Source organism: Enterobacter sp. 296B2 (assembly GCF_034106185.1).
Classification (GTDB): Bacteria; Pseudomonadota; Gammaproteobacteria; order Enterobacterales; family Enterobacteriaceae; genus Enterobacter; species Enterobacter cloacae_N.
Genome location: NZ_JAWNCA010000005.1, coordinates 185,806 through 207,028, shown reverse-complemented (window position 1 = coordinate 207,028; position 21,223 = coordinate 185,806). Strand labels below are relative to the sequence as shown.

Below are 21,223 nucleotides of genomic sequence, written 5' to 3'. Positions count from 1 at the left end.
CAAAAAACTGCGGACAGGAAAACCTGCCCGCATCAGGATTACGCCGTGGCGCGTTCGTTCCAGGAATCGGAATGAATGATGTTGCCGTCTTTGTAGGTCCAGGTGATTTTTTCGTAACGCAGTTCAATGCGTTCAAGGTGGTTGTGCTTCTCTTTGGAAGGATCCTTGATGTCATACATTTCAGGATTCACTTTCACCACCTTCACGTTTTCCAGTTTGGTGTTGAAGTACTCCACTTCCTGGCCCGCATCGTTGATTTTGTACCACTTGAATTCAGCAGATTTCAGGGTCTGACCGGTGGTCACCGCCTTGTACAGATACGGGCTGGAGGAATCGATTTCTTTAGTGAACAGGAACGGCGTGTGGATACGCGTGCCGGTCAGCTTGCCGGTGTTGTTATCGGTTGGGATGTACAGGTTATGCTCCTGTGCGACCACTTCGATGCTGCCTTCGCGGTCCTGAACGTCTACAGACCCTTTGATGTCCGCGCCGCCGTCGTCTTTCAGCCAAAGATAAACAGGAATTGCCATGGAATTACTCTCCATTTAATTGTGATGCGCCATCATCCTGCGATGGCGCCGGGTGTTTGCCGGGTATCTGACAGGCGTTCGCCTGCGGTACCAGACTGATTTCGACACGACGGTTGAGCGCACGGCCTTCCGGAGTGTCATTGGTTGCGACAGGGCGACTTTCACCATAGCCCTGCACCGCAAAACAGCTTTCCGGCACGTCGCCGGTGTCACGCATCCAGTTGCGTACCGCCTCGGCACGTTTCAGAGATAACGTCTGGTTTAGCTGCGGATTGCCGGTGTTATCGGTATGGCCGGACACGACAATCAGCCAGCCCGGTTTTGCTTTAATACCTACCAGTGAATTCACCAGCATTTTGGTGGAGCCCGCTTTCAGCACGAACTTGCCGGAATCGAACAATGACATGCTGTCGAGGCGCACAATTTTCGGTACCGGTTTGGGCTTCGGCTGCGGTTTGGGTGGCGGAGGTGGCGGCACATACGAGCGGATCGCGTCCAGTACCGGCATCCGTAAATGTTCCCCCTGATAAAGCCCCAGCCCCAGCCGGGTCGGTACGCCGTTACGTGCATAGTCATCCAGCAGCGCCGCATCCTCGCGGAGGACCGCAACGGCGCGAGCCTTCGGACCGTAGTCATCCATGGAGAGGCTGTCGTAACGGGCAATATCGAAGCCCACGCGATGCAGCAACTGGCGATTGTTCCAGCCACTGCTGAGCAGCGCGGCGATGGCCGCCAGGGTGAAAAGACCAAGGGCACAGCGCCAGGTGCGGGCTCGTGGCGTGAGCCCGCGTCCCTCCGGCAGCAGCGGCAGGATGAAATCCGGGAAGGGTGAGAAAACCGTGCTGTCCGTCCCTACCGGCTGCCAGCCGCTCACCTGCTGCAAAGCGGTATGGCGCGACAACCACGCCGTCCAGGCCGATGAGGCGAGGCTTCCTGCAAGAATTGGCCCCATTCCCCACAGCACCGCTGCAGGTGCGATGGCAGGAACATCAGGGTTTTCGTCCATAAATACCGCCTGGACATGCTGATGGAACCAGCTCGTCAGGCTGTTCATCAGCACCTGCTGCTGCATCGCAGGCGCACCGCCGGTATTGACCCACGCTGCGATAGAACAAGGCGCGTTCGACTCACGCCAGACGGTCCTTCCTTCACCCGGAAGAGCGGCCTGCCAGAGCATGTCAGCCGACATCTCACTACCAATCTGACCATTCAGAATCAGTGGTACAGAATGTCCGATTTCTTTGCGTAATTGGCTAATTTGCCAGCGCAAAGCCAGCAGTCGGCTGGTAAGCCCCTCGCTGTCAGCATGCTTTTGCGGGCAGACACAGACCATCACCGACAGCTGACGCCCCCAGTCCGGGCGCTGCTGCAGTACCTGACGGGCAACCTGTTCCAGATCCTGATGGCCCTCAACGCGGATCCAGCATCCCTGCGTGACGGTCAGTACCGGTGACTGTTGCATACATGCCAGCGGCAGATCGCCACAGACCAGCACCACGGGTTGACGGTAAGTGGCTTCCGGAAGGTCATCCAGATGCAGGGTGGCGTTGTGCTCAGCACGAGGTCTGGCGATATACCAGAACGCGATGATAAGCCCGAACATTGCCATTAGAACGAGCACTGAAACCAGCCGGGATACCGGCAGGAAACCAAGACAGACCGCAGCACTCAGCAGGGCAGCCCACAATGCCAGTCCACGCTGTTGTGCAGGACTCATTTTATGGCTCCCGGCAACAGGGACAGCAGCATCTGATCGAGCCAGCGATCCAGCCCCCACCAGAGCGCGGCGAGAACAACCACGCACAGGGCAATACGCACGGGCCATGATCCCAGCCATCCCCCCATTCCTCGCCCGGCACGGCTCTCTGCCAGCACAGGGTGATTTTGTGGGCAGCTGAACGGCGTAACATGTTCACTGAGTGCGCTGACCAGCTTCTGGCGTTCCGGGTCGTTTAGCGCACGAAAATTGCCCAGAAAACCGAGCATCATTACCCGCTGGAAGCAGGTCAGTACGGCATTGTCCGGTGCTGGATCACGCAGCACATCGCGCATCCTGTCACACAGGGTGTCACCGGCATCCATCGTGCCGAGAAAATGCCCCTGCAGCGGTATGTCATACCACTGAACACAGGCATCATCCTCCACACCGCGACCTTTGACCGCCTCATCAAGCAATGCACATTGTGCAGTGAGGATATGCTCACAGCTGGTCTCATCCAGCTCGCTCGCTTTCAGTTCACGCTGAACTCGCTCCACATCAGCGATACAGCGTTCCCATAAGAGCCGACCTTCACCTTCCTGAAACTGCGGGCCATGGCGGAGGCTAATGACCTGAAGCCAGGTGTTCTGCAGCAAAGCATCAATATCAACAGACACGGCGGTGCCGCGTTTACGCTCACTCATGTTCTCAGCACCGCGAAGAGTTCAAGTTCTGGCTCGCCAAGCATGCCCGGGACGTAAAACATGCATGTCCCACTCTGGAGCATGTCCGCTGCAAGAGGATGGGAGAGATCGAGACTGAAATACTGATTTTCCAGGCGCAGTGGAATGGCGGCTGGCACATGGCGCAGCGGCGTCAACGGCACGCCCACGCGGGAAGAGTTGACGATCCCACGCACATGGTCAGGACTGCCCACCTTACACTGGCGCGGAAACTGTTCCTGCAGTTGCGCCACCGGGATCGGTGAACGCACAGAAAGATAGTAATCAGCCCCTTCGCGCAGTCGTGGATCATGCAGCCGAGCCTGCCAGAAGTGCAGTCGCGGATCATAATCAAGTGCCAAAGACACCACGCGGGACGGCAGGCTGGCCTCAAGCAAATCGCCAAGCAAATCAAACAGCGGCGGAAACACCGCGTTGAGTTGCTCATGATGCCAGACCGGTATGGCGCTCACCTGATGCTCCAGAGAGAAGGTCAGCAGGCTCCCCGCCAGGCGAGAAAGTTCCGGATACAGACGTTCCGGCGGACTTTGCGGGTTACGCTGGAACTGGCCAAGCACGGGCTCAGCGCTGTTTAGCGCGTTGAGCAGCCAGAACAGCGATACATCTGCCACGGCAAAGTCCGCCATACGCTCATTGCTTTCACGCCGCATTGCCATCAGACGGCTCAGGCGCGCCCGCAGCTGGGTCATCAATTGTTCAAGCTGGGTAACCAGCCAGCGGCTGCCCTGCAGGGTCAACAGCGGGGGGAGAAACGTCTCATCGAGTTGCCATATGCCCTGCGAGTCTTGCTGCAGTCGGGCGATCGGACAGGTCAGGTAATCACTGTTGTTCTGGTGGGCAAAACGCAAAGTCAGTTCCGGCTGCATCACCGCAATCTGGCGGGTATCTTCCCCAAAAGTATTGCGCACATCCCGCCAGCGCTGGCGATATCTCACCGGGCGCTCGGCCACTTCATCGGGTTTCAGGCAGTTGCCGCCGTTTGCCCGCAGCAGCGGAAGAGCCAGCACGACCGTCACCGCCTGCGATTCGCTTTCAAGCGACAGCACCGGCGGCAAAGCATCAGCATTGTCTGTATCAATCAGCGTACCGTCCTGAAAACGGACATGCAGATGACGGGCCTGCAGACGTCCAAGCCTGAGAGATTCCGGTTCGAAAGTGGCGTCAATGACCCCCCACGGCGAGGTAAGCCCCAGCCGGGCAATACATTCGGCAGACCAGGCCGCATACGCGGCCTGTTGCTGAAAGTGCTGGGGAGAGACCATTATGCCTCTGCCCCATAACGGTTGTTCCGTTTTCATCGGCTTCCTGCCCGTTTTTACGATTTCGCTTTCGGCATCTGGGAAACCAGCGACAGGTTCACGTCCATGCCTTCTACCTGGAAGTGCGGAATAGCGTACAATTTCACGCGGAAGAAGCCCGGGTTGTCCTCAATATCTTCCACCACCACTTTCGCATCACGCAGTGGATGAGACGCCTGCAGCTCGTCGCCCGGGTCGGTCATTTCGGTCACCAGGCTGCGGACCCAGGTATTCAGCTCCAGCTCCAGCAGTCGGCGATCCTTGGTAGTACCGATGTTTTCACGCTGAATCAGCTTCAGGTAGTGAGCGATACGCGAGAGCAGGAAGATGTACGGAAGACGGGCGTTGATGCGGCTGTTCGCCGTTGCATCTGCGGTGTCATACAGTGCCGGTTTCTGCGTGGAGTTAGCCGAGAAGAAGCAGGCGTAGTCGCGGTTTTTGTAGTAGGACAAAGGAATGAAGCCCAGATTCGCGAATTCGAATTCACGGGTTTCCGGGATCATCACCTCGCTTGGGATTTTCACCTGATTGCCGGTACCGAGATCGTACAGATGGATCGGCAGGTCCTGAACCGCACCGCCAGCCTGTGGCCCACGAATCTGTACACACCAGCCATTATTGATAAAGCTGCGCACCATGTTGGACGCGAAGGCAAACGATGCGTTGGTCCACAGATATTTGTCGTGATCCGGACCTTTGACCTCTTCGACATAATTGAAGCTGCGAACCGGAACGGTATCCGGACCATATGGTAAGCGTCCTAGTACGCGCGGCATCACCAGGCCGATGTAGCGGGCATCGTCAGTATCGCGGAACGATTTCCACTTGATGTACTCCGCGCGGTCAAAATAGTTACCAATATCTTTAATCGCCGCGACGTCTTCCATGGACTCCTTGAGGAAGAATTTCGGGCCTGCCGAGCCGATAAACGGCATATGTGCCGCAGCAGAGACCTTGGAAATGTTGCGCAGGAGAGCGACATCCTGCGCTGAAGCGTCGAACTCGTAAGCGGAAATCAGCGCCGCAATGGGCTCGCCGCCCGGGGTGTCATATTCGTCTATGTAGGTGTGTTTATACAGACCACTCTGGATGACTTCTGGACAGTCTTCAAAGTCCTGACGCAGGTCTTCTTTAGACATGCTCAGCAACTCAATTTTCACGTTCTGGCGAAAATCAGTTTTATCCACCAGCGACTTCACACCGCGCCACAGGCTTTCAACCGCCTGAAACTCATCATGGTGCATGACAGCGTCCAGCTGGCGGCTGATCTGATAATCGAGCTCAGCGATATGATGATCAATCAGGCTCTTATCCAGTTTTTCGACCTTCGAGCCTGCTTTGGTCAGACATTCCAGAAAGACCTGCATACCTGCAGTCAGACGCTCATCCGCGGTCGCATCTGACATCGCCTGGGCATCTTGCCAGATATCCAGCGCGCTCAGCTCAGAGACAGGGCTCAGATTGATTTTCTCAAACAGGGAAGCGTAAACCCCACCCGCAACAGGACGTTCCAGCACCACGCTTTCACCGCCAGCAATATTATTTTGTACAGACATGAGCATTCCTTGATTAATCCGTTAAAACAGCTTGATGGTTAAGGTTTTTTTGGTGCCAGAGCTGATAGCTCATTTCGCAACTCAGCGCTAAGCGACTGGTCAAGAACGATTTTTTCCAGCTCTTTTCGGAAAGTCTGGTTATCCAACAGGTTGGCCTTCAGATCGCGAAGCAAGTTGCGCATCGCCAGCATCGCCTTCAACTGCGGTATCTGGGCAGCAACCTGCTCCGGCGTGAAATCTTTCATGCTCTGAAAAGTCAGCTGAATGTTGTCTTCACCACCATCGTCAGAGAGCGTATTTTTAACGGTCAGATTAACTTTTGGGGAATATTCGGAAAGGACACTGTCAAAATTATTTTTGTTAATATTAACTTTTTCACGATCGGATATTGACGCAGATTCCTGCCCGTTGCTGAAATCACCCGTAACAAGCAATTTCAAGGGCAATTCCATTTTCTTACTTGCTCCGCCAGTATGCAGGTCAAGCTTCAGGTTAATACGTGCCTTAGGCACCTCATTCTGAAAACTGTCAGCCATCTCATCGTCCCTCTTTGTTTTGCTATGAAAACTTCACGGTATCGTTCTTGATGCGCAATAATAGAATAATGATCGGCGTAAAATCAAATGCACAGATCATTTACCCGAATCAAGAAATTTCTTAAGAATTTTCCACTAAAATATTATTGCGGAATGGCTAGTCAACTCAGAAAAAGACGCTACTTCTGGACTATAAAACGAATATTCATATCGAATAAACGATCGCAGGCAGATAAACCCTCACAAAAACGCCCTGTCTTGACCTGCATCATAACAATGAAGTCAAAAATAATAAACACACAGGCAAGCGTTATTGTGACTCGATAAAATGAAGACGTTAAGAAATAATGAAAACACACGATTTTATTGATTGCATGAATAACACCTAAGAAATTTCGCAGGGAATTTTCTTATTAATTTACCTGGAGTGTTAAATAATTTTCTTAACTAAGTGACCTGCCACAACTTAACCCGCGACGCTTTTTATTCATTCAGCCCCCCATTTTGAGATGTTTCCATCGCCAACACATGCAGACTGACGCTTTCACAGCAGAGAATATAAAAACTGTAAAATCAAGCACCTCCCTGACTGTCGCTTTTTTAATCAAAAACGAGTAATAGCACATAACGTATAACGGTGCTACATTACGCCGCCCGCCCAAATCAGCAGTGGCCAGGCAACGCCGTAAAGTTCGGTAAAGCCTGCAACCATCACCTTGAAGAACGGTCTTATCGGCACGTCGTATCGCAAACTCTGCGCTACCTTTACAGGCTTCATATAGGTTTTACTATTTTGTCTCAATCCAAATTTCAGCGTGCGTTTTTACACCCACGTTACTGGTTTACATGGTTTGGTCTTGGCGTTCTCTGGCTGCTGGTTCAACTCCCCTACCCTGCGCTGCGTTTGCTGGGATCTAAACTGGGTAGCGCCTCCCGCTATTTCCTGAAGCGTCGCGAATCCATCGCGCGTAAAAATCTTGAGCTTTGCTTCCCTCAGTACAATGCTGAAGAGCGCGAGAAACTCATCGCTGAAAACTTCAAGTCTATCGGCATGGCGTTGCTTGAAACCGGCATGGCCTGGTTCTGGCCGGATGAGCGCGTGCGCAAGTGGTTTGACGTGGAAGGACTGGATAACCTTAAACGCGCGCAGATGCAAAAACGCGGCGTGATGGTCGTTGGCGTTCACTTTATGTCGCTGGAGCTGGGCGGCCGCGTGATGGGGCTTTGTCAGCCCATGATGGCAACCTACAGACCGCACAACAGTGCGTTGATGGAGTGGGTGCAAACGCGCGGCCGTATGCGTTCCAACAAAGCGATGATCAGCCGTAATAACCTGCGCGGTATGGTTGGTGCTCTGAAGAAAGGTGAAGCCGTCTGGTTTGCACCCGATCAGGATTACGGACGTAAAGGCAGCAGCTTTGCTCCCTTCTTTGCCGTAAAAGACGTGGCGACGACCAACGGTACTTTTGTCATTTCGCGTTTGTCAGGTGCCTCCATGCTGACCGTGACAATGGTGAGAAAAGCGGATAAGTCAGGCTACCGTCTGCACATCTCCCCAGAAATGGCTAACTATCCGGAAAACGAGTGTGAAGCGGCAGCGTTTATCAATAAGGTCATCGAAACAGAAATTATGCGCGCGCCTGAGCAGTACCTCTGGATGCATCGCCGTTTCAAAACGCGCCCTCTCGGCGAAGCCTCGCTCTATATTTAAGCCTTCCAGTAAGGTTAGTTTCGCTAAGAAACTAACCTTTTCAATCACCTGTCATCCCACGACTAAACCGCCTTTCATAGCGTCGCTCAAAGTGAATTTATTGCGTCGTGAAATCAAACTGTCGCCGTTCCACGACACTCGTAAGTAACGGAAATTATTTAAAAAAATCCCTCTTGCCACCCCTCATTTTTAGGCGTACATTAGCGCCGTCTGGCTACAGGAAAGCACAGAATTCTGAGCTGGAGTCGGCGGCATAACGGGATAATTCTCATTTCTGATTTGGCCGGATTTCAGCTCTCTATAATCAGTTGGACTCTGTTTTTAAGTGCGTACCACAAGATACGCGGAGCGATGAAACGTGAAATATTTCTTTATGGGCATTTCGGTGATCGTTTTAGTCTGGGCCGGAACCTTTGCCCTGATGATCTAGTGAAGAACATGCAGTCAAAAAAACAGGAGCCATTTGGCTCCTGTTTTTTTATGTCATGACGATGCGGGGTGTTCTGCGACGCTCTTTGAGGTGAGAAGACCGTCGGCCCGGAACATACTTTTGATGCCCCTCACCGCCTGACGAATACGGTCGCTGTTTTCAATCAGGGCAAATCGCACATGGGTGTCGCCGTAATCACCAAAGCCAATGCCCGGTGACACACACACCTTCGCATCCTGCAGTAGTTTTTTAGCAAACTCCAGCGATCCCATCGCCGCGTACGGTTCAGGAATTTTCGCCCAGACGTACATGGACGCTTTCGGCATTTCCACCATCCAGCCGGCCTCATGCAGCCCTTTTACCAGCACGTCGCGGCGGCGCTTATACTGGGCGGCAATCTCGTGAACGCACTGCTGGTCGCCTTCCAGGGCAGCGATAGCGGCGACCTGCAGCGGCGTGAAGGTACCGTAGTCGTGGTAACTCTTGATTCGCGCCAGTGCACTTACCAGCGTTTTGTTACCCACCATAAAGCCAATACGCCAGCCCGCCATGTTGTAGCTTTTCGACAGGGTAAAGAACTCCACCGCCACATCACGCGCCCCGGGAACCTGCATAATCGACGGGGCTTCCCAGCCGTCATAGACGATGTCAGCGTAAGCTAAATCGTGAACCACCAGCACGTCATAACGCTTGGCCAGCGCGACAACTTTCTCGAAGAAATCAAGCTCTACGCACTGGGCCGTTGGGTTCGACGGGAAACCCAGGATCATCATTTTAGGTTTCGGATAGCTTTCGCGAATGGCACGTTCCAGCTCGTTAAAGAAATCGACACCTTCCACCAGCGGCACGGAGCGGACCTGCGCCCCGGCAATCACCGCGCCGTAGATATGGATCGGATAGCTTGGATTAGGCACCAACACCGTATCGCCATGATCCAGCGTGGCCAGCATCAGGTGTGCCAGCCCCTCTTTCGAGCCGATGGTGACAATCGCTTCACTTTCAGGATCAATATCGACCTGATAGCGATCCTGATACCAGCGCGAGATCGCGCGACGTAACCTGGGAATACCGCGAGAGGTTGAGTAGCCGTGCGTATCCGGGCGCTGGGCAACCGTGCAAAGCTTTTCAACGATATGCGGCGGCGTAGGGCCGTCAGGGTTACCCATGCTGAAATCGATAATATCTTCGCCGCGCCGACGCGCAGCCATCTTCAGTTCAGCGGTGATATTGAAAACATAAGGGGGGAGACGATCGATACGCGTAAAACGGCGTTCAGGACTGAATTCAGCCATAGATTCCTCAGATTAACGTTAGCGCCCGGACCGTCCGAGCGACGCTGCCACCGATGTGGCGTGCTTAGAAAATAACCTGAAAAAAATCATGCTGTCGAGGGGGAAATGAAAAAAAAGCGCGCGCGTGAAAACCGGAATACGGCAACGCCTGAAATTGAAAGCATGGTTCTGATATCGGCTTTCTGTTAGCCGTTATTTAACACAATGATATCAAAACAGTTACCTGCCGATATGGTGCTGAGAACAAATCGGGTCGCATCAATCCTTACCATGCAATCCCCTTTGTAAATTATGGTTTTTCCTCATTTGATAAACCCGACGGATAGCTGGTCAATACGCCCCAGGTTTTTTATCATGGTTTTTTCCCGTTTTCCCAGGTCTGCTCCGTGCACGAGATATTCACTATGCTGCTGGCGGTTTTTGACCGTGCGGCATTAATGCTGATTTGCCTGTTCTTCCTTATTCGCATTCGCCTGTTTCGCGAGCTGTTGCATAAATCCGCACACTCGCCGAAAGAGCTGTTGGCCGTAACCGCCATCTTTTCGCTGTTCGCCCTGTTCAGCACCTGGTCCGGGGTGCCGGTAGAGGGTTCGCTGGTTAACGTGCGCATTATCGCCGTCATGTCCGGCGGAATTTTGTTTGGCCCGTGGGTGGGTATCATCACCGGCGTGATAGCCGGGACCCATCGCTACCTGATTGATATCGGTGGCGTAACGGCAGTGCCGTGCTTTATCACCAGCATTATCGCCGGGGTGCTATCCGGCTGGATAAGCCGCAAGATCCCGAAAAAACAGCGCTGGCGCGCCGGGATTGTCGCGGGCATGGTGTGCGAAACGCTGACCATGATTCTGGTCGTCGTCTGGGCCCCCACCACCGCGCTGGGGCTGGATATCGTTTCAAAAATAGGTATTCCCATGATCCTGGGCAGCGTCTGCATCGGTTTTATCGTGCTGCTGGTGCAGAGCGTTGAAGGGGAGAAAGAGGCCAGCGCCGCCCGTCAGGCCAAGCTGGCGCTGGACATCGCCAACAAAACGCTGCCGCTCTTTCGTCACGTTAACGCGGAGTCGCTGCGCCAGGTTTGCGAGATTATCCGCCACGACATTCACGCTGACGCCGTCGCCATCACCAATATCGACCACGTGCTGGCCTACGTTGGCGTTGGGGAACACAACTATCGCGACAGTGATGACACCATTAGTCCGACCACCAGACAGGCGATTAACTACGGCAAAATCATTATTAAAAACAATGATGAAGCTCACCGAACGCCGGAGATTCACTCGATGCTGGTGATCCCGCTGTGGGAGAAAGGCGTTGTGACGGGCACGCTGAAAATTTATTACTGCCACGCGCATCAGATCACCTCCACGCTGCAGGAGATGGCCATTGGCCTGTCGCAGATTATTTCTACCCAGCTTGAGGTCTCCCGGGCAGAACAGCTGCGCGAGATGGCAAATAAGGCAGAGCTGCGCGCGCTTCAGAGCAAAATTAATCCCCATTTCCTGTTTAACGCGCTGAATGCCATCTCCTCTTCCATTCGTTTGAATCCGGACACCGCGCGCCAGCTGATTTTTAACCTGTCGCGCTATCTGCGCTACAACATCGAACTAAAAGATGACGAGCAGATCGACATCAAAAAAGAGCTGTATCAGATCAAAGACTACATTGCGATTGAGCAGGCGCGCTTCGGCGACAAGCTCACGGTGATTTTTGATATTGATGAAGAGGTCAACTGCGTGATCCCGAGCCTGCTGATCCAGCCGCTGGTCGAAAACGCGATTGTTCACGGTATTCAGCCCTGTAAAGGCAAAGGGGTGGTCACCATCAGCATCACTGAAAGCGGAAACCGGGTGCGTATTGCCGTACGCGATACCGGCCACGGGATTGACCCAAAAGTCATTGAGCGCGTGGAGTCTAACGAAATGCCAGGGAATAAAATCGGGCTATTGAACGTACACCACAGGGTCAAGCTTCTCTACGGCGACGGGCTGCATATTCACCGTCTTGAACCAGGCACTGAAATCGCTTTTTACGTCCCGAATGAACGCTCCCCTGTTCATGCGGCGACATCACTGTTACCTCAGGGCGAGTAATATGAAAGTTATCATCGTAGAAGATGAATTCCTGGCTCAACAGGAGCTCAGCTGGCTTATCAAAACCCACAGCCAGATGGAGATTGTGGGTACGTTTGATGACGGTCTGGACGTGCTGAAGTTTTTGCAGCACAACCGGGTCGACGCGATTTTTCTCGATATCAATATTCCCTCGCTGGATGGCGTACTGCTGGCGCAAAACATCAATCAGTTTGCCCATAAGCCGTTTATTGTGTTCGTTACCGCCTGGAAAGAGCACGCCGTAGAAGCTTTCGAGCTGGAGGCGTTTGACTATATTCTGAAACCTTACCAGGAGTCGCGGATTGTCAGCATGCTGCAAAAGCTGGAGGCCGCATGGCAGCAGCAGACCGCCCCCGCCAGCGCCAGCCCCGCGGTACGCGAAAACGACACCATTAATCTGGTCAAAGATGAGCGCATCATCGTGACCCCGGTCAACGATATCTACTACGCCGAAGCGCACGAAAAGATGACGTTTGTCTATACGCGGCGGGAATCGTATGTCATGGCGATGAACATCACCGAGTTTTGCAGCAAGCTGCCAGCGGCCCACTTTTTCCGCTGCCACCGTTCGTTCTGCGTCAATTTAAATAAGATCCGCGAGATCGAACCGTGGTTTAACAACACCTATATTTTGCGTCTCAAAGATCTGGATTTTCAGGTGCCGGTGAGCCGCAGCAAAGTGAAAGAGTTCCGCCAGCTGATGCACCTGTAACGAAAGAGCCCTCTCCCGCGGGAGAGGGTTATGATGCGTCAGAGGATTTGACCGAGAACCTGACGCAGATGGGCACCCGAACCCAGCAGGCCTGGGTTATCATGCACGATGAGATAAACAGGAATGTCCTGTACGTAGCTTCTGAAGCGCCCTTTATCTTCAAACCCGCCGCGGAAGCCGGAGGCTTTAAAGAAGTCGAGGAAGCGCGGCACAATCCCGCCCGCAATATAGACCCCACCGAAAGTGCCCAGCGTCAGCGCCAGGTTGCCGCCGAAACGTCCCATGATCACGCAGAACAGCGACAGAGCGCGGCGGCAGTCAATGCAGCTGTCCGCCAGCGCGCGTTCGGTGACGTCCTTCGGCTGCAGATTTTCCGGCAGACGACCATCCGATTTCACAATCGCCCGGTACAGGTTCACCAGCCCCGGCCCTGAAAGGACGCGCTCGGCGGAAACGTGGCCGATCTCCGCGCGTAACTCTTCGAGGATAATGCCCTCTTCTTGGCTGTTTGGCGCAAAGTCTACGTGGCCGCCTTCACCCGGCAGGCTCACCCAGCGCTGAGCAACATGCACCAGGTGCGACACGCCCAGGCCGGTACCGGCACCGTAAACCGCAATCGGCTTGCCCTCGACCGGCTCAGCACCGCCAAACTGGATCAGGTGCTCCGGCTTTAGCATCGGGATCGCCATGGACACCGCGGTGAAGTCGTTGATGATTTCCAGATGCGCAAACCCGAGGTTTTTTTTCATCTCTGCGATGGAGAAGGCCCAGGTATGGTTGGTCATTGCGACCCAGTCGCCGGTTATCGGGCAGGCAATGGCGATGCAACCGTCTTCGACGCTCGCCTGATGCTCTTCCAGATAGACGCGAACAACGGCCTCAAGGCTTGGGTAATCCAGCCCTGAGTAGGTTTTCGCCCGGGAAATTTCGCCGCTACTTACATCGCATAATGCGAGACGCGCGTTCGTGCCGCCCACATCGCCTACCAAAGCATACTTTGTCATTCTTCTACTGCTCCGCTAAAGTCAGAATAAATCTTTGGGACACTGTAAATTCAAGGCGTGATAACAACAACGACCGGAAGGTGAATGCCCGTGGATTATCGATCTTCGTCACAGAATAACTTTACCGTTTCAGCACCTTTTGCACTATTGCCAGAAGGCTTAATGTGCAAAGTAACGTAATACCTTTTGTACAAGGAAATCATCATGCTCCACCCGCGAGCCAGAACCATGCTGTTGCTGGCCATTCCTGCGCTGATCATCGGCGTGGCCTCAAGCCTGGTACTTATTGTCGTGATGAAAGTCGCGTCGGTGCTGCAAACCCTGTTATGGACGGCGCTTCCGGCAAAACTTGGAGTCACCGCTGATTCTTCGGCGTGGATCATTGTAATGCTGACGTTAACCGGCATTGCGGTGGGCCTGGTGATCCGTTTCAGTCCCGGTCATGCCGGACCGGACCCGGCGCTGGAACCGCTGATTGGCGCTCCGATTCAGCCCTCTGCACTGCCGGGGCTGATCGTCGCGTTGATCGTGGGCCTGGCGGGCGGCGTCAGTCTGGGCCCCGAGCATCCTATTATGGCGGTGAATATAGGTCTGGCGGTTTACCTTGGCTCACGCATTCTACCGCGCGTCGGCGCGCTGGACTGGACCATCCTCGCCTCCGCTGGCACCATCGGAGCGCTTTTCGGCACGCCTGTTGCTGCCGCTCTGATTTTTTCACAGACGCTCACCAGCAATGATGATGCCCCACTCTGGGATAAACTTTTTGCTCCGCTGATGGCTGCAGCCGCCGGCGCGCTGACGACCAGCCTGTTTTTCCATCCCCATTTTTCCCTCTCTCTGCCCCACTACGGAGAGATGCAGATAGCGGATATTTTCAGCGGCGCCATCGTCGTCGCAATAGCCATCGCGCTGGGGATGGTGGCGGTATGGTGTCTTCCGCGCCTGCACCGGCTGGTGCATAAGCTCAAACATCCGGTGCTGATTCTGGGTACAGGGGGATTAATCCTCGGAATATTAGGCTCGATTGGCGGGACGGTGACGCTGTTCAAAGGTCTGGATGAGATGCAGCAGCTCGCCTTCAGCCAGGTATTTAGCGTTTCCGATTACCTGCTGTTTGCCGTCATCAAGCTGGCGGCGCTGGTCGTAGCTGCAGCCTGCGGTTTCCGCGGTGGACGCATCTTCCCGGCGGTGTTTGTCGGTGTGGCACTGGGGCTGATGCTGCACGAGCATGTCGATGCGGTTCCAGCGGCGATTACCGTCTCCTGCTCTATTCTGGGGCTGGTACTGGTGGTGACGCGTGATGCGTGGCTAAGCCTGTTTATGGCGGCGGTCGTGGTGCCGGATTCAACGCTTTTCCCGCTGCTCTGCATCGTGATGTTGCCCGCCTGGCTCCTGCTGGCGGGCAAACCGATGATGATGGCCTGGCGAAACGACAAGTAATCAGGCGCTATTGCGCGCTTCCAGCGCTTTGGTGATCGCTCCCAGCAGCGGCGGGATGTCCGCTTTTGGCAGCATCACCTCAATCAGCGAGAGCCGCTCGTGGTGCGCCACTTTCTCCAGCACGTCCGCCAGTTGCTCCGCTTCACTGACCCGCCAGCACTGAGCCTGAGGATCGAGGCTCAAGGCCTGCGGGATTTGCGTCCAGTTCCATAGCGCAATGTCGTTGTAACGCTGTTCCGGCCCGTGAATTGCCCTTTCAACCGTGTATCCTTCGTTGTTGAGCACCAGGATGATGGGGTGTTGTTTATCACGCAACATTGACCCGAGCTCCTGAATGGTCAGCTGCGCCGCGCCATCACCCGTCAGCACAATCACGCGCCGGTTCGGGCAAGCCGTTTGCGCGCCGAACGCCGCGGCAAGGGTGTAGCCGATCGAGCCCCACAGCGGCTGGACGATAAAATTCACATCGGCAGGCAAACGCAGGTCAATCGCGCCGAAGGCCGAGGTCCCCTGATCGGCAAGGATGATATCTCCCGGGCGAATAAACGTTTGCAGCGTTTTCCAGAAATTCTCCTGGGTAAGCGATCCCTCCGGTTGAGGGAAGTTCATCGCGCTATGGGACAAGGGAGCTGGCTTCTCGTGAACATGCTGTTTGCACAGCTCCACCAGCGTTTCAATTGCCTGAAGCATTGGGATGCCGGTAAACCAGATATCACCGACGCGTGAAGCATGAGGCTGAACCTCTATCGTTTGCGACGGGGTTAACTGGTGGGTGAAGCCAGCCGTCAGGGTATCGGTAAATCGCGTGCCGATGCACAGCACCGTGTCCGCCCCCTCTATCGCCTCTTTTACCGGGCCGGCGCTTGCCGAACCGCTGTAAGTGCCGTAAAAGCCGGCGTGACGTTCGTCGAATATGCCTTTGCCCATCAGCATGGTGGCGTGTGCCATCGGTACGTCCTTCACCCACTTCTGTAGCGCATGCTTCAGCCCATGGCGCAGAACAAGGAAATCCGCTAACAGCGCGGTACGTTTGCTGGCAGCCAGTTTATTCTCCGCGGCATCCCGGAACGCTTTCAGGCAGGCGCTATCGGCATGGGCATGCCGAAGCGTGAGAGCGTTTACAGGCGGCGTGGCGGCTTTTTTTGCCACATCGGCAGGTAACATCAGGTAGCCGGGGCGACGTTCCCGGAGCATGGTCGTCAGTACCCGGTCAATTTCATAACAGGCGTTTTGTTCGGTCAGGATCGCCTGTGCAACGGTGATCGGTTCGCTCATATGGTAAAAATGACGGAACTCACCATCGCCCAGAGTATGGTGCAGCAGCTCCCCTCTTTGCTGAGAAGCCGTGCCCGGCGCCCCAACGATATGCAGTACCGGAACGTGCTCGGCATAGCTGCCCGCAATGCCGTTCATGGCACTTAACTCTCCTACGCCAAACGTCGTCAGCAGCGCCGCGAAGCCCTTACAGCGGGCATATCCGTCAGCGGCATAAGAGGCGTTTAATTCGTTGGCACAGCCCACCCAGCAGATATCCGGGCTGTCTATCACGTGGTCGAGAAACTGCAGGTTATAGTCGCCCGGCACGCCAAACAGATGATCGGCTCCACAATCTGTAAGACGGTCCAGCAGGTAATCGGCGACGCAGTACGGGGTACGCATAAACAGGTATCCTTCTGATGTTGACCTCACCTTGAGTATTAAATAAGCGTGATGGCTGTCCAGAATTGGCGGTAAGAAGGGTATGGAAAGAATGCTTTACAAAAAAGGCTGCGCTATGCTGCTTTTTTTCACGTTAATGTAAACGTATACACTGCTTTTTCTCTTCAGCGCGAGGGGTCATAAAATGGGTTATCAGCCGGACAAAAGTCGTTACCAGACAATGGAGTATCGCCGCTGCGGGCGTAGCGGGCTCAGGTTACCTGCCGTCTCGCTCGGGCTGTGGCACAATTTTGGTGACGCCACGCTTCTCGAAAACAGCCGTCAACTTTTACAGCGCGCGTTCGATGTGGGTATTACGCATTTCGACCTTGCCAATAACTATGGTCCCCCGCCGGGGTCCGCCGAGCGTAATTTCGGCCGTATTTTGCAGGAGGATTTCCTGCCCTGGCGCGACGAGCTAATCGTCTCCACGAAAGCGGGATATACCATGTGGGACGGCCCTTACGGCGACTGGGGATCGCGCAAATATCTGCTGGCAAGCCTGGATCAAAGCCTGAAGCGCATGGGGCTGGAGTATGTCGATATCTTCTATCATCACCGTCCCGATCCTGAAACGCCGTTGCAGGAAACCATGAAAGCGCTTGACCATCTGGTGCGCCAGGGCAAAGCTCTGTATGTCGGGTTATCCAACTACCCCGCCGAACTGGCGCGTAGAGCGATTGATATCCTGAACGATCTGGGCACGCCCTGCCTGATTCACCAGCCGAAATACTCGATGTTCGAACGTGCGCCGGAACAGGGTTTGCTGGATGTTCTGCAGGAAAAAGGGGTCGGCTGTATTCCCTTCTCGCCGCTGGCAGGCGGACAGTTGACCAACCGGTATCTTAACGGTATTCCCGCCGATTCCCGTGCGGCAAGCGGCAGTCAATTCCTTAACCCGGATCAGATCACCGAAGAGAAGCTGGAGAAGGTACGCAAGCTAAACGCCCTGGCGGAAAGCCGCGGCCAGAAACTCTCCCAGATGGCGCTGGCCTGGGTGTTACGCCATGAGGAAGTGACCTCGGTGCTGATTGGGGCAAGCAAAGCGGCTCAGATCGATGACGCCGTGGGCATGCTGAAAAACCGCCATTTTTCCGCAGAAGAGCTGACGCGTATTAACGAAATCCTGAACAGCTCAAAATAAAACCACTTTTAGCAAAAAGTGCTCTCTCCCAGCAATTCGGAGTTGAGGCGATGAAACGAGGCTTTACCAACTCGTAATATTGCGTTAACAGGCCCCACGAAGGCCCCGATCGTGAAGGAGAAAGAGTATGTTCAGGTCACTGATTCTTGCAGCGGTATTACTGGCTTCAGCCCCGCTCATCGCCACTGCGGGCGAAATCACCCTGTTGCCATCAGTAAAATTACAAATTGGCGATCGTGACGACTACGGCAGATACTGGGACGGTGGCTACTGGCGCGACCGTGACTACTGGAACCGTCATTATGAATGGCGTGGTGACCGCTGGCGCAGGCATGATAACGGCCTGCATCGCGGCTGGTATAAAAATAACGCCTATGAACGCGGCTACCGCGAAGGCTGGAACGATCGTGACGACCGCCGCGGCGGCTGGGGTCACGGCGGAAAAGGACACGGTGGTCACGGCCACGGTCGTCATTAATGCAAAAAGGAGCCTCCCGGCTCCTTTTTCTTTTATAGCCCCAGCGCTGTGCCAATCAACAACCATAAGTTTAGCGCTACGACTACCACCACAATCGCCCAACCGGTTCGTTTCACCAGCGTCGTGTTAACCAAATCGCCCATCAACGTTTTATTGCTGGTGAAAATCAGCAGCGGCACCAGCGCCAGCGCAATACCAAAGCTCAGCAGCACCTGGCTCATCACCAGAATTCGCGTTGGATCGAGCCCCATCAGAATCACAACAAATGACGGCAACATGGTGACAAAACGACGCACCCACAGTGGAATATGGAAGCGCACAAAACCCTGCATCACCACCTGCCCTGCCAGCGTACCTACCACCGTGGAAGAGAGGCCGGCAGCGACCAGGCTCAGCCCAAATATCGTTGCAGCAGCATGGCTCAGTAACGGCTCCAGCGTGAGATAGGCCTGATCGAGATCGGCAATACCGGTATGGCCGTTAAAATGGAAAGCGGCGGCGGCGGTGGCCATCATCGCCAGATTCACAAAACCCGCGATGGTCATGGCGATTGCCACATCCCATTTGGTTGCCGAATAACGCTCTTTGCGCGTCCCACCATGAAGATGTTGGGTCAGCGAGGAGTGTAAATAAATGACATGCGGCATGATGGTCGCCCCCAACACCCCGGCGGCCAGGAACACCGCTTCCGAGGTGGGCAGGCCTGGGATCACCATGCCTGTCGCGAGCTGCGCCAGGTTCGGCTGTGAGAAAATCAGCTCAACGATGTACGCCGCAGCGACAAACAGCAGCAGACCACCAATGACCTTCTCCAGCGGCTTTTGCCCTCGACGCTGCAGCATCAGGATCAGGAACGTAGCAATCCCGGTCAGTACCGCCCCTTGTAACAGTGACACACCCAGAATTAGCTTAAAGCCGATCGCCGCGCCGATAAACTCAGCGAGGTCGGTTGCCATGGCGATGATTTCTGCCTGAACCCAGTAGAGCCAGACCGCTGGACGCGGATAGTGGTCGCGGATTTGCTCCGCCAGGTTTTTACCCGTGGCAATCCCCAGCTTTGCAGAGAGCATCTGGATCAGCATCGCCATCAGGTTAGCCCAGACGACCACCCACAGCAGCTTATAGCCGAAGCTGGCCCCGGCCTGAATATTGGTCGCAAAATTACCCGGATCGATATAGCCGATGGCAGCAATGAACGCAGGCCCCATTAATGCGAACCGCAACTTGCGCGCTGCTCTGCCACTGCTACCTTCTACGCGACTGTTTGTCATTATCTGCCTCTGGAAATATAGCCTTTGCTATGTTTAATGCTATCAAAATGAGAATGATTATCAAGATCATTTGAATGGTTTGAAATGATTTCTCTGATAGCTAAGAACGATAGATGGGCAGGTGGTGCGACATCACAGAATGTGAAAATGCGCAGTCATTTGTGAAGCGTAGCACACAAACTTAACTTTTCACTCATTTACCTAACATAACAAAAATGTATTGTGGATCACTATTTTTGAGACTCGTCACAGGATGTAACTATAGTGTGTCCTTGATCTCGTTTTCTTTTCGCTTGTTACATAGAATGTGCACGAAAATTAAACCTGCCTCATATTTGGAGCAAATATGGACCGCGTCCTTCATTTTGTCCTGGCACTTGTTGTCGTTACTGCACTCGCATTGCTGGTCAGCACAGACCGCAAAAAAATTCGTATTCGTTATGTTGTCCAACTGCTGGTCATTGAAGTTTTACTTGCGTGGTTCTTCCTGAACTCCAACGTAGGCCTCGGCTTCGTGAAAGGCTTCTCCGAAATGTTCGAAAAACTGCTCGGATTCGCCAACGAAGGGACAAACTTTGTCTTCGGTAAAATGAACGACGAAGGTCTGGCGTTCTTCTTCCTGAAGGTACTGTGCCCAATCGTCTTCATCTCCGCGCTCATCGGTATTCTGCAGCACATCCGCGTTCTGCCGTTCGTTATTCGAGGAATTGGTTTCCTGTTATCCAAAGTGAACGGCATGGGTAAGCTGGAATCTTTCAACGCCGTAAGCTCACTGATCCTCGGTCAGTCTGAGAACTTCATCGCGTATAAAGATATCCTCGGCAAAATGTCCCGTAACCGCATGTACACCATGGCGGCAACCGCAATGTCTACCGTTTCCATGTCTATCGTGGGCGCGTATATGACCATGCTGGAGCCAAAATATGTTGTTGCAGCGCTGGTTCTGAACATGTTCAGCACCTTTATCGTTCTGTCGCTGATCAACCCGTACCGTGTTGACGCCAGCGAAGAGAACATCCAGATGTCTAACCTGCACGAAGGTCAGAGCTTCTTCGAAATGCTGGGTGAGTACATTCTGGCCGGTTTCAAAGTGGCGATTATCGTTGCCGCCATGCTGATCGGCTTCATTGCGCTGATTGCTGCGCTGAACGCCCTGTTCGCTGCGGTGCTGGGTATCTCCTTCCAGGGCATTCTGGGCTACATCTTCTATCCATTTGCCTGGGTGATGGGTGTTCCGGCTCACGAAGCGCTGCAGGTGGGCAGTATCATGGCGACCAAGCTGGTTTCAAACGAATTCGTTGCGATGATGGATCTGCAGAAAATTGCCGGCACGCTCTCTCCACGTGCGGTGGGTATTCTGTCCGTATTCCTGGTCTCCTTCGCCAACTTCTCGTCCATCGGCATTATCGCCGGTGCGATTAAAGGCCTGAACGAAGAACAAGGTAACGTAGTTTCTCGCTTTGGCCTGAAACTGGTTTACGGCTCCACCCTGGTGAGCGTTCTGTCTGCTTCTATCGCAGCACTGGTACTGTAACGTTTACTGTTAAAACAAAAACCGGGAGCTTCG

19 protein-coding genes are annotated in these 21,223 nt (G+C 54.1%); 8 read left to right on the top strand and 11 right to left on the bottom strand.

Annotated elements, in window-relative coordinates:
* Nucleotides 1–38: 38 nt before the first annotated feature.
* From hcp to URZ40_RS06110, 7 genes are all read right to left on the bottom strand, one after another.
* Nucleotides 39–530 (bottom strand): type VI secretion system effector Hcp, encoded by a 492-nt coding sequence (gene hcp, locus URZ40_RS06140; protein ID WP_024558534.1) that lies wholly within the window; start codon nucleotides 528–530, stop codon nucleotides 39–41.
* 4 nt (nucleotides 531–534) lie between these two features.
* On the bottom strand, nucleotides 535–2,247 hold the full coding sequence (locus URZ40_RS06135; protein WP_320720037.1) for an OmpA family protein: 1,713 nt from the start codon (nucleotides 2,245–2,247) through the stop codon (nucleotides 535–537).
* On the bottom strand, nucleotides 2,244–2,933 hold the full coding sequence (tssL, locus tag URZ40_RS06130; protein WP_316380584.1) for a type VI secretion system protein TssL, short form: 690 nt from the start codon (nucleotides 2,931–2,933) through the stop codon (nucleotides 2,244–2,246). The genes URZ40_RS06135 and tssL overlap by 4 nt, the downstream gene beginning before the upstream one ends.
* A complete protein-coding gene (gene tssK, locus URZ40_RS06125) occupies nucleotides 2,930–4,270 on the bottom strand; it encodes a type VI secretion system baseplate subunit TssK (protein ID WP_320720036.1) in 1,341 nt (446 codons plus the stop codon). Before tssK ends, tssL begins: the two co-directional genes overlap by 4 nt.
* A gap of 17 nt (nucleotides 4,271–4,287) precedes the next feature.
* Entirely contained in the window at nucleotides 4,288–5,832 is a 1,545-nt protein-coding gene (gene tssC, locus URZ40_RS06120; RefSeq protein ID WP_116338464.1) for a type VI secretion system contractile sheath large subunit, read from the bottom strand.
* A gap of 32 nt (nucleotides 5,833–5,864) precedes the next feature.
* Nucleotides 5,865–6,362 carry a type VI secretion system contractile sheath small subunit gene (gene tssB / locus URZ40_RS06115; protein WP_320720035.1) on the bottom strand — a complete coding sequence of 166 codons (498 nt, stop codon included), beginning with the start codon at nucleotides 6,360–6,362 and terminating at the stop codon, nucleotides 5,865–5,867.
* A gap of 640 nt (nucleotides 6,363–7,002) precedes the next feature.
* Nucleotides 7,003–7,140 carry a hypothetical protein gene (locus URZ40_RS06110; RefSeq protein ID WP_159427010.1) on the bottom strand — a complete coding sequence of 46 codons (138 nt, stop codon included), beginning with the start codon at nucleotides 7,138–7,140 and terminating at the stop codon, nucleotides 7,003–7,005.
* A gap of 12 nt (nucleotides 7,141–7,152) precedes the next feature.
* Here URZ40_RS06110 and lpxP point away from each other — a divergent pair, with 12 nt between their 5' ends.
* On the top strand, nucleotides 7,153–8,073 hold the full coding sequence (lpxP, locus tag URZ40_RS06105; protein WP_163330978.1) for a kdo(2)-lipid IV(A) palmitoleoyltransferase: 921 nt from the start codon (nucleotides 7,153–7,155) through the stop codon (nucleotides 8,071–8,073).
* A 358-nt stretch (nucleotides 8,074–8,431) separates the two neighbouring features.
* Complete coding sequence (gene ypdK, locus URZ40_RS06100; RefSeq protein WP_099458937.1) at nucleotides 8,432–8,503, top strand: membrane protein YpdK; 72 nt, start codon at nucleotides 8,432–8,434, stop codon at nucleotides 8,501–8,503.
* Nucleotides 8,504–8,556: 53 nt separating this feature from the next.
* Here the strand turns inward: ypdK and alaC are convergent, their stop codons facing one another.
* Complete coding sequence (alaC, locus tag URZ40_RS06095) at nucleotides 8,557–9,795, bottom strand: alanine transaminase (RefSeq protein ID WP_320720034.1); 1,239 nt, start codon at nucleotides 9,793–9,795, stop codon at nucleotides 8,557–8,559.
* A gap of 386 nt (nucleotides 9,796–10,181) precedes the next feature.
* Between alaC and URZ40_RS06090 the strand changes: the two genes are divergently transcribed.
* Both URZ40_RS06090 and URZ40_RS06085 read left to right on the top strand, forming a co-directional pair.
* A complete protein-coding gene (locus URZ40_RS06090; RefSeq protein WP_116338459.1) occupies nucleotides 10,182–11,888 on the top strand; it encodes a sensor histidine kinase in 1,707 nt (568 codons plus the stop codon).
* A gap of 1 nt (nucleotide 11,889) precedes the next feature.
* Nucleotides 11,890–12,621, top strand: coding sequence for a LytTR family DNA-binding domain-containing protein (locus URZ40_RS06085; RefSeq protein WP_116338457.1), 732 nt, complete (start codon nucleotides 11,890–11,892; stop codon nucleotides 12,619–12,621).
* 38 nt (nucleotides 12,622–12,659) lie between these two features.
* Here the strand turns inward: URZ40_RS06085 and glk are convergent, their stop codons facing one another.
* On the bottom strand, nucleotides 12,660–13,625 hold the full coding sequence (glk, locus tag URZ40_RS06080; RefSeq protein ID WP_320720032.1) for a glucokinase: 966 nt from the start codon (nucleotides 13,623–13,625) through the stop codon (nucleotides 12,660–12,662).
* Nucleotides 13,626–13,829: 204 nt separating this feature from the next.
* On the opposite strand from glk, the gene URZ40_RS06075 reads away from it, so the two are divergent.
* Nucleotides 13,830–15,065 (top strand): ion channel protein, encoded by a 1,236-nt coding sequence (locus tag URZ40_RS06075; RefSeq protein WP_116338453.1) that lies wholly within the window; start codon nucleotides 13,830–13,832, stop codon nucleotides 15,063–15,065.
* Here URZ40_RS06075 and ipdC read toward each other — a convergent pair whose 3' ends face one another.
* Nucleotides 15,066–16,724, bottom strand: a complete 1,659-nt coding sequence (ipdC, locus tag URZ40_RS06070) for an indolepyruvate decarboxylase (protein ID WP_163330973.1) — start codon at nucleotides 16,722–16,724, stop codon at nucleotides 15,066–15,068. It abuts the gene before it with no gap.
* Between the two features lie 184 nt (nucleotides 16,725–16,908).
* Between ipdC and mgrA the strand changes: the two genes are divergently transcribed.
* On the top strand, nucleotides 16,909–17,907 hold the full coding sequence (gene mgrA / locus URZ40_RS06065; RefSeq protein WP_192983635.1) for an L-glyceraldehyde 3-phosphate reductase: 999 nt from the start codon (nucleotides 16,909–16,911) through the stop codon (nucleotides 17,905–17,907).
* Nucleotides 17,908–18,034: 127 nt separating this feature from the next.
* The gene (locus URZ40_RS06060) at nucleotides 18,035–18,385 is read left to right on the top strand and encodes a DUF2502 domain-containing protein (RefSeq protein WP_116338447.1); all 351 of its coding nucleotides are present in this window, start codon (nucleotides 18,035–18,037) and stop codon (nucleotides 18,383–18,385) included.
* 32 nt (nucleotides 18,386–18,417) lie between these two features.
* Here the strand turns inward: URZ40_RS06060 and URZ40_RS06055 are convergent, their stop codons facing one another.
* Nucleotides 18,418–19,656: an Nramp family divalent metal transporter gene (locus tag URZ40_RS06055; protein ID WP_320720029.1), complete on the bottom strand. Its 1,239-nt coding sequence runs from the start codon at nucleotides 19,654–19,656 to the stop codon at nucleotides 18,418–18,420.
* A 346-nt stretch (nucleotides 19,657–20,002) separates the two neighbouring features.
* On the opposite strand from URZ40_RS06055, the gene URZ40_RS06050 reads away from it, so the two are divergent.
* Nucleotides 20,003–21,190 carry a NupC/NupG family nucleoside CNT transporter gene (locus URZ40_RS06050; protein ID WP_116338443.1) on the top strand — a complete coding sequence of 396 codons (1,188 nt, stop codon included), beginning with the start codon at nucleotides 20,003–20,005 and terminating at the stop codon, nucleotides 21,188–21,190.
* Nucleotides 21,191–21,223: the final 33 nt, after the last annotated feature.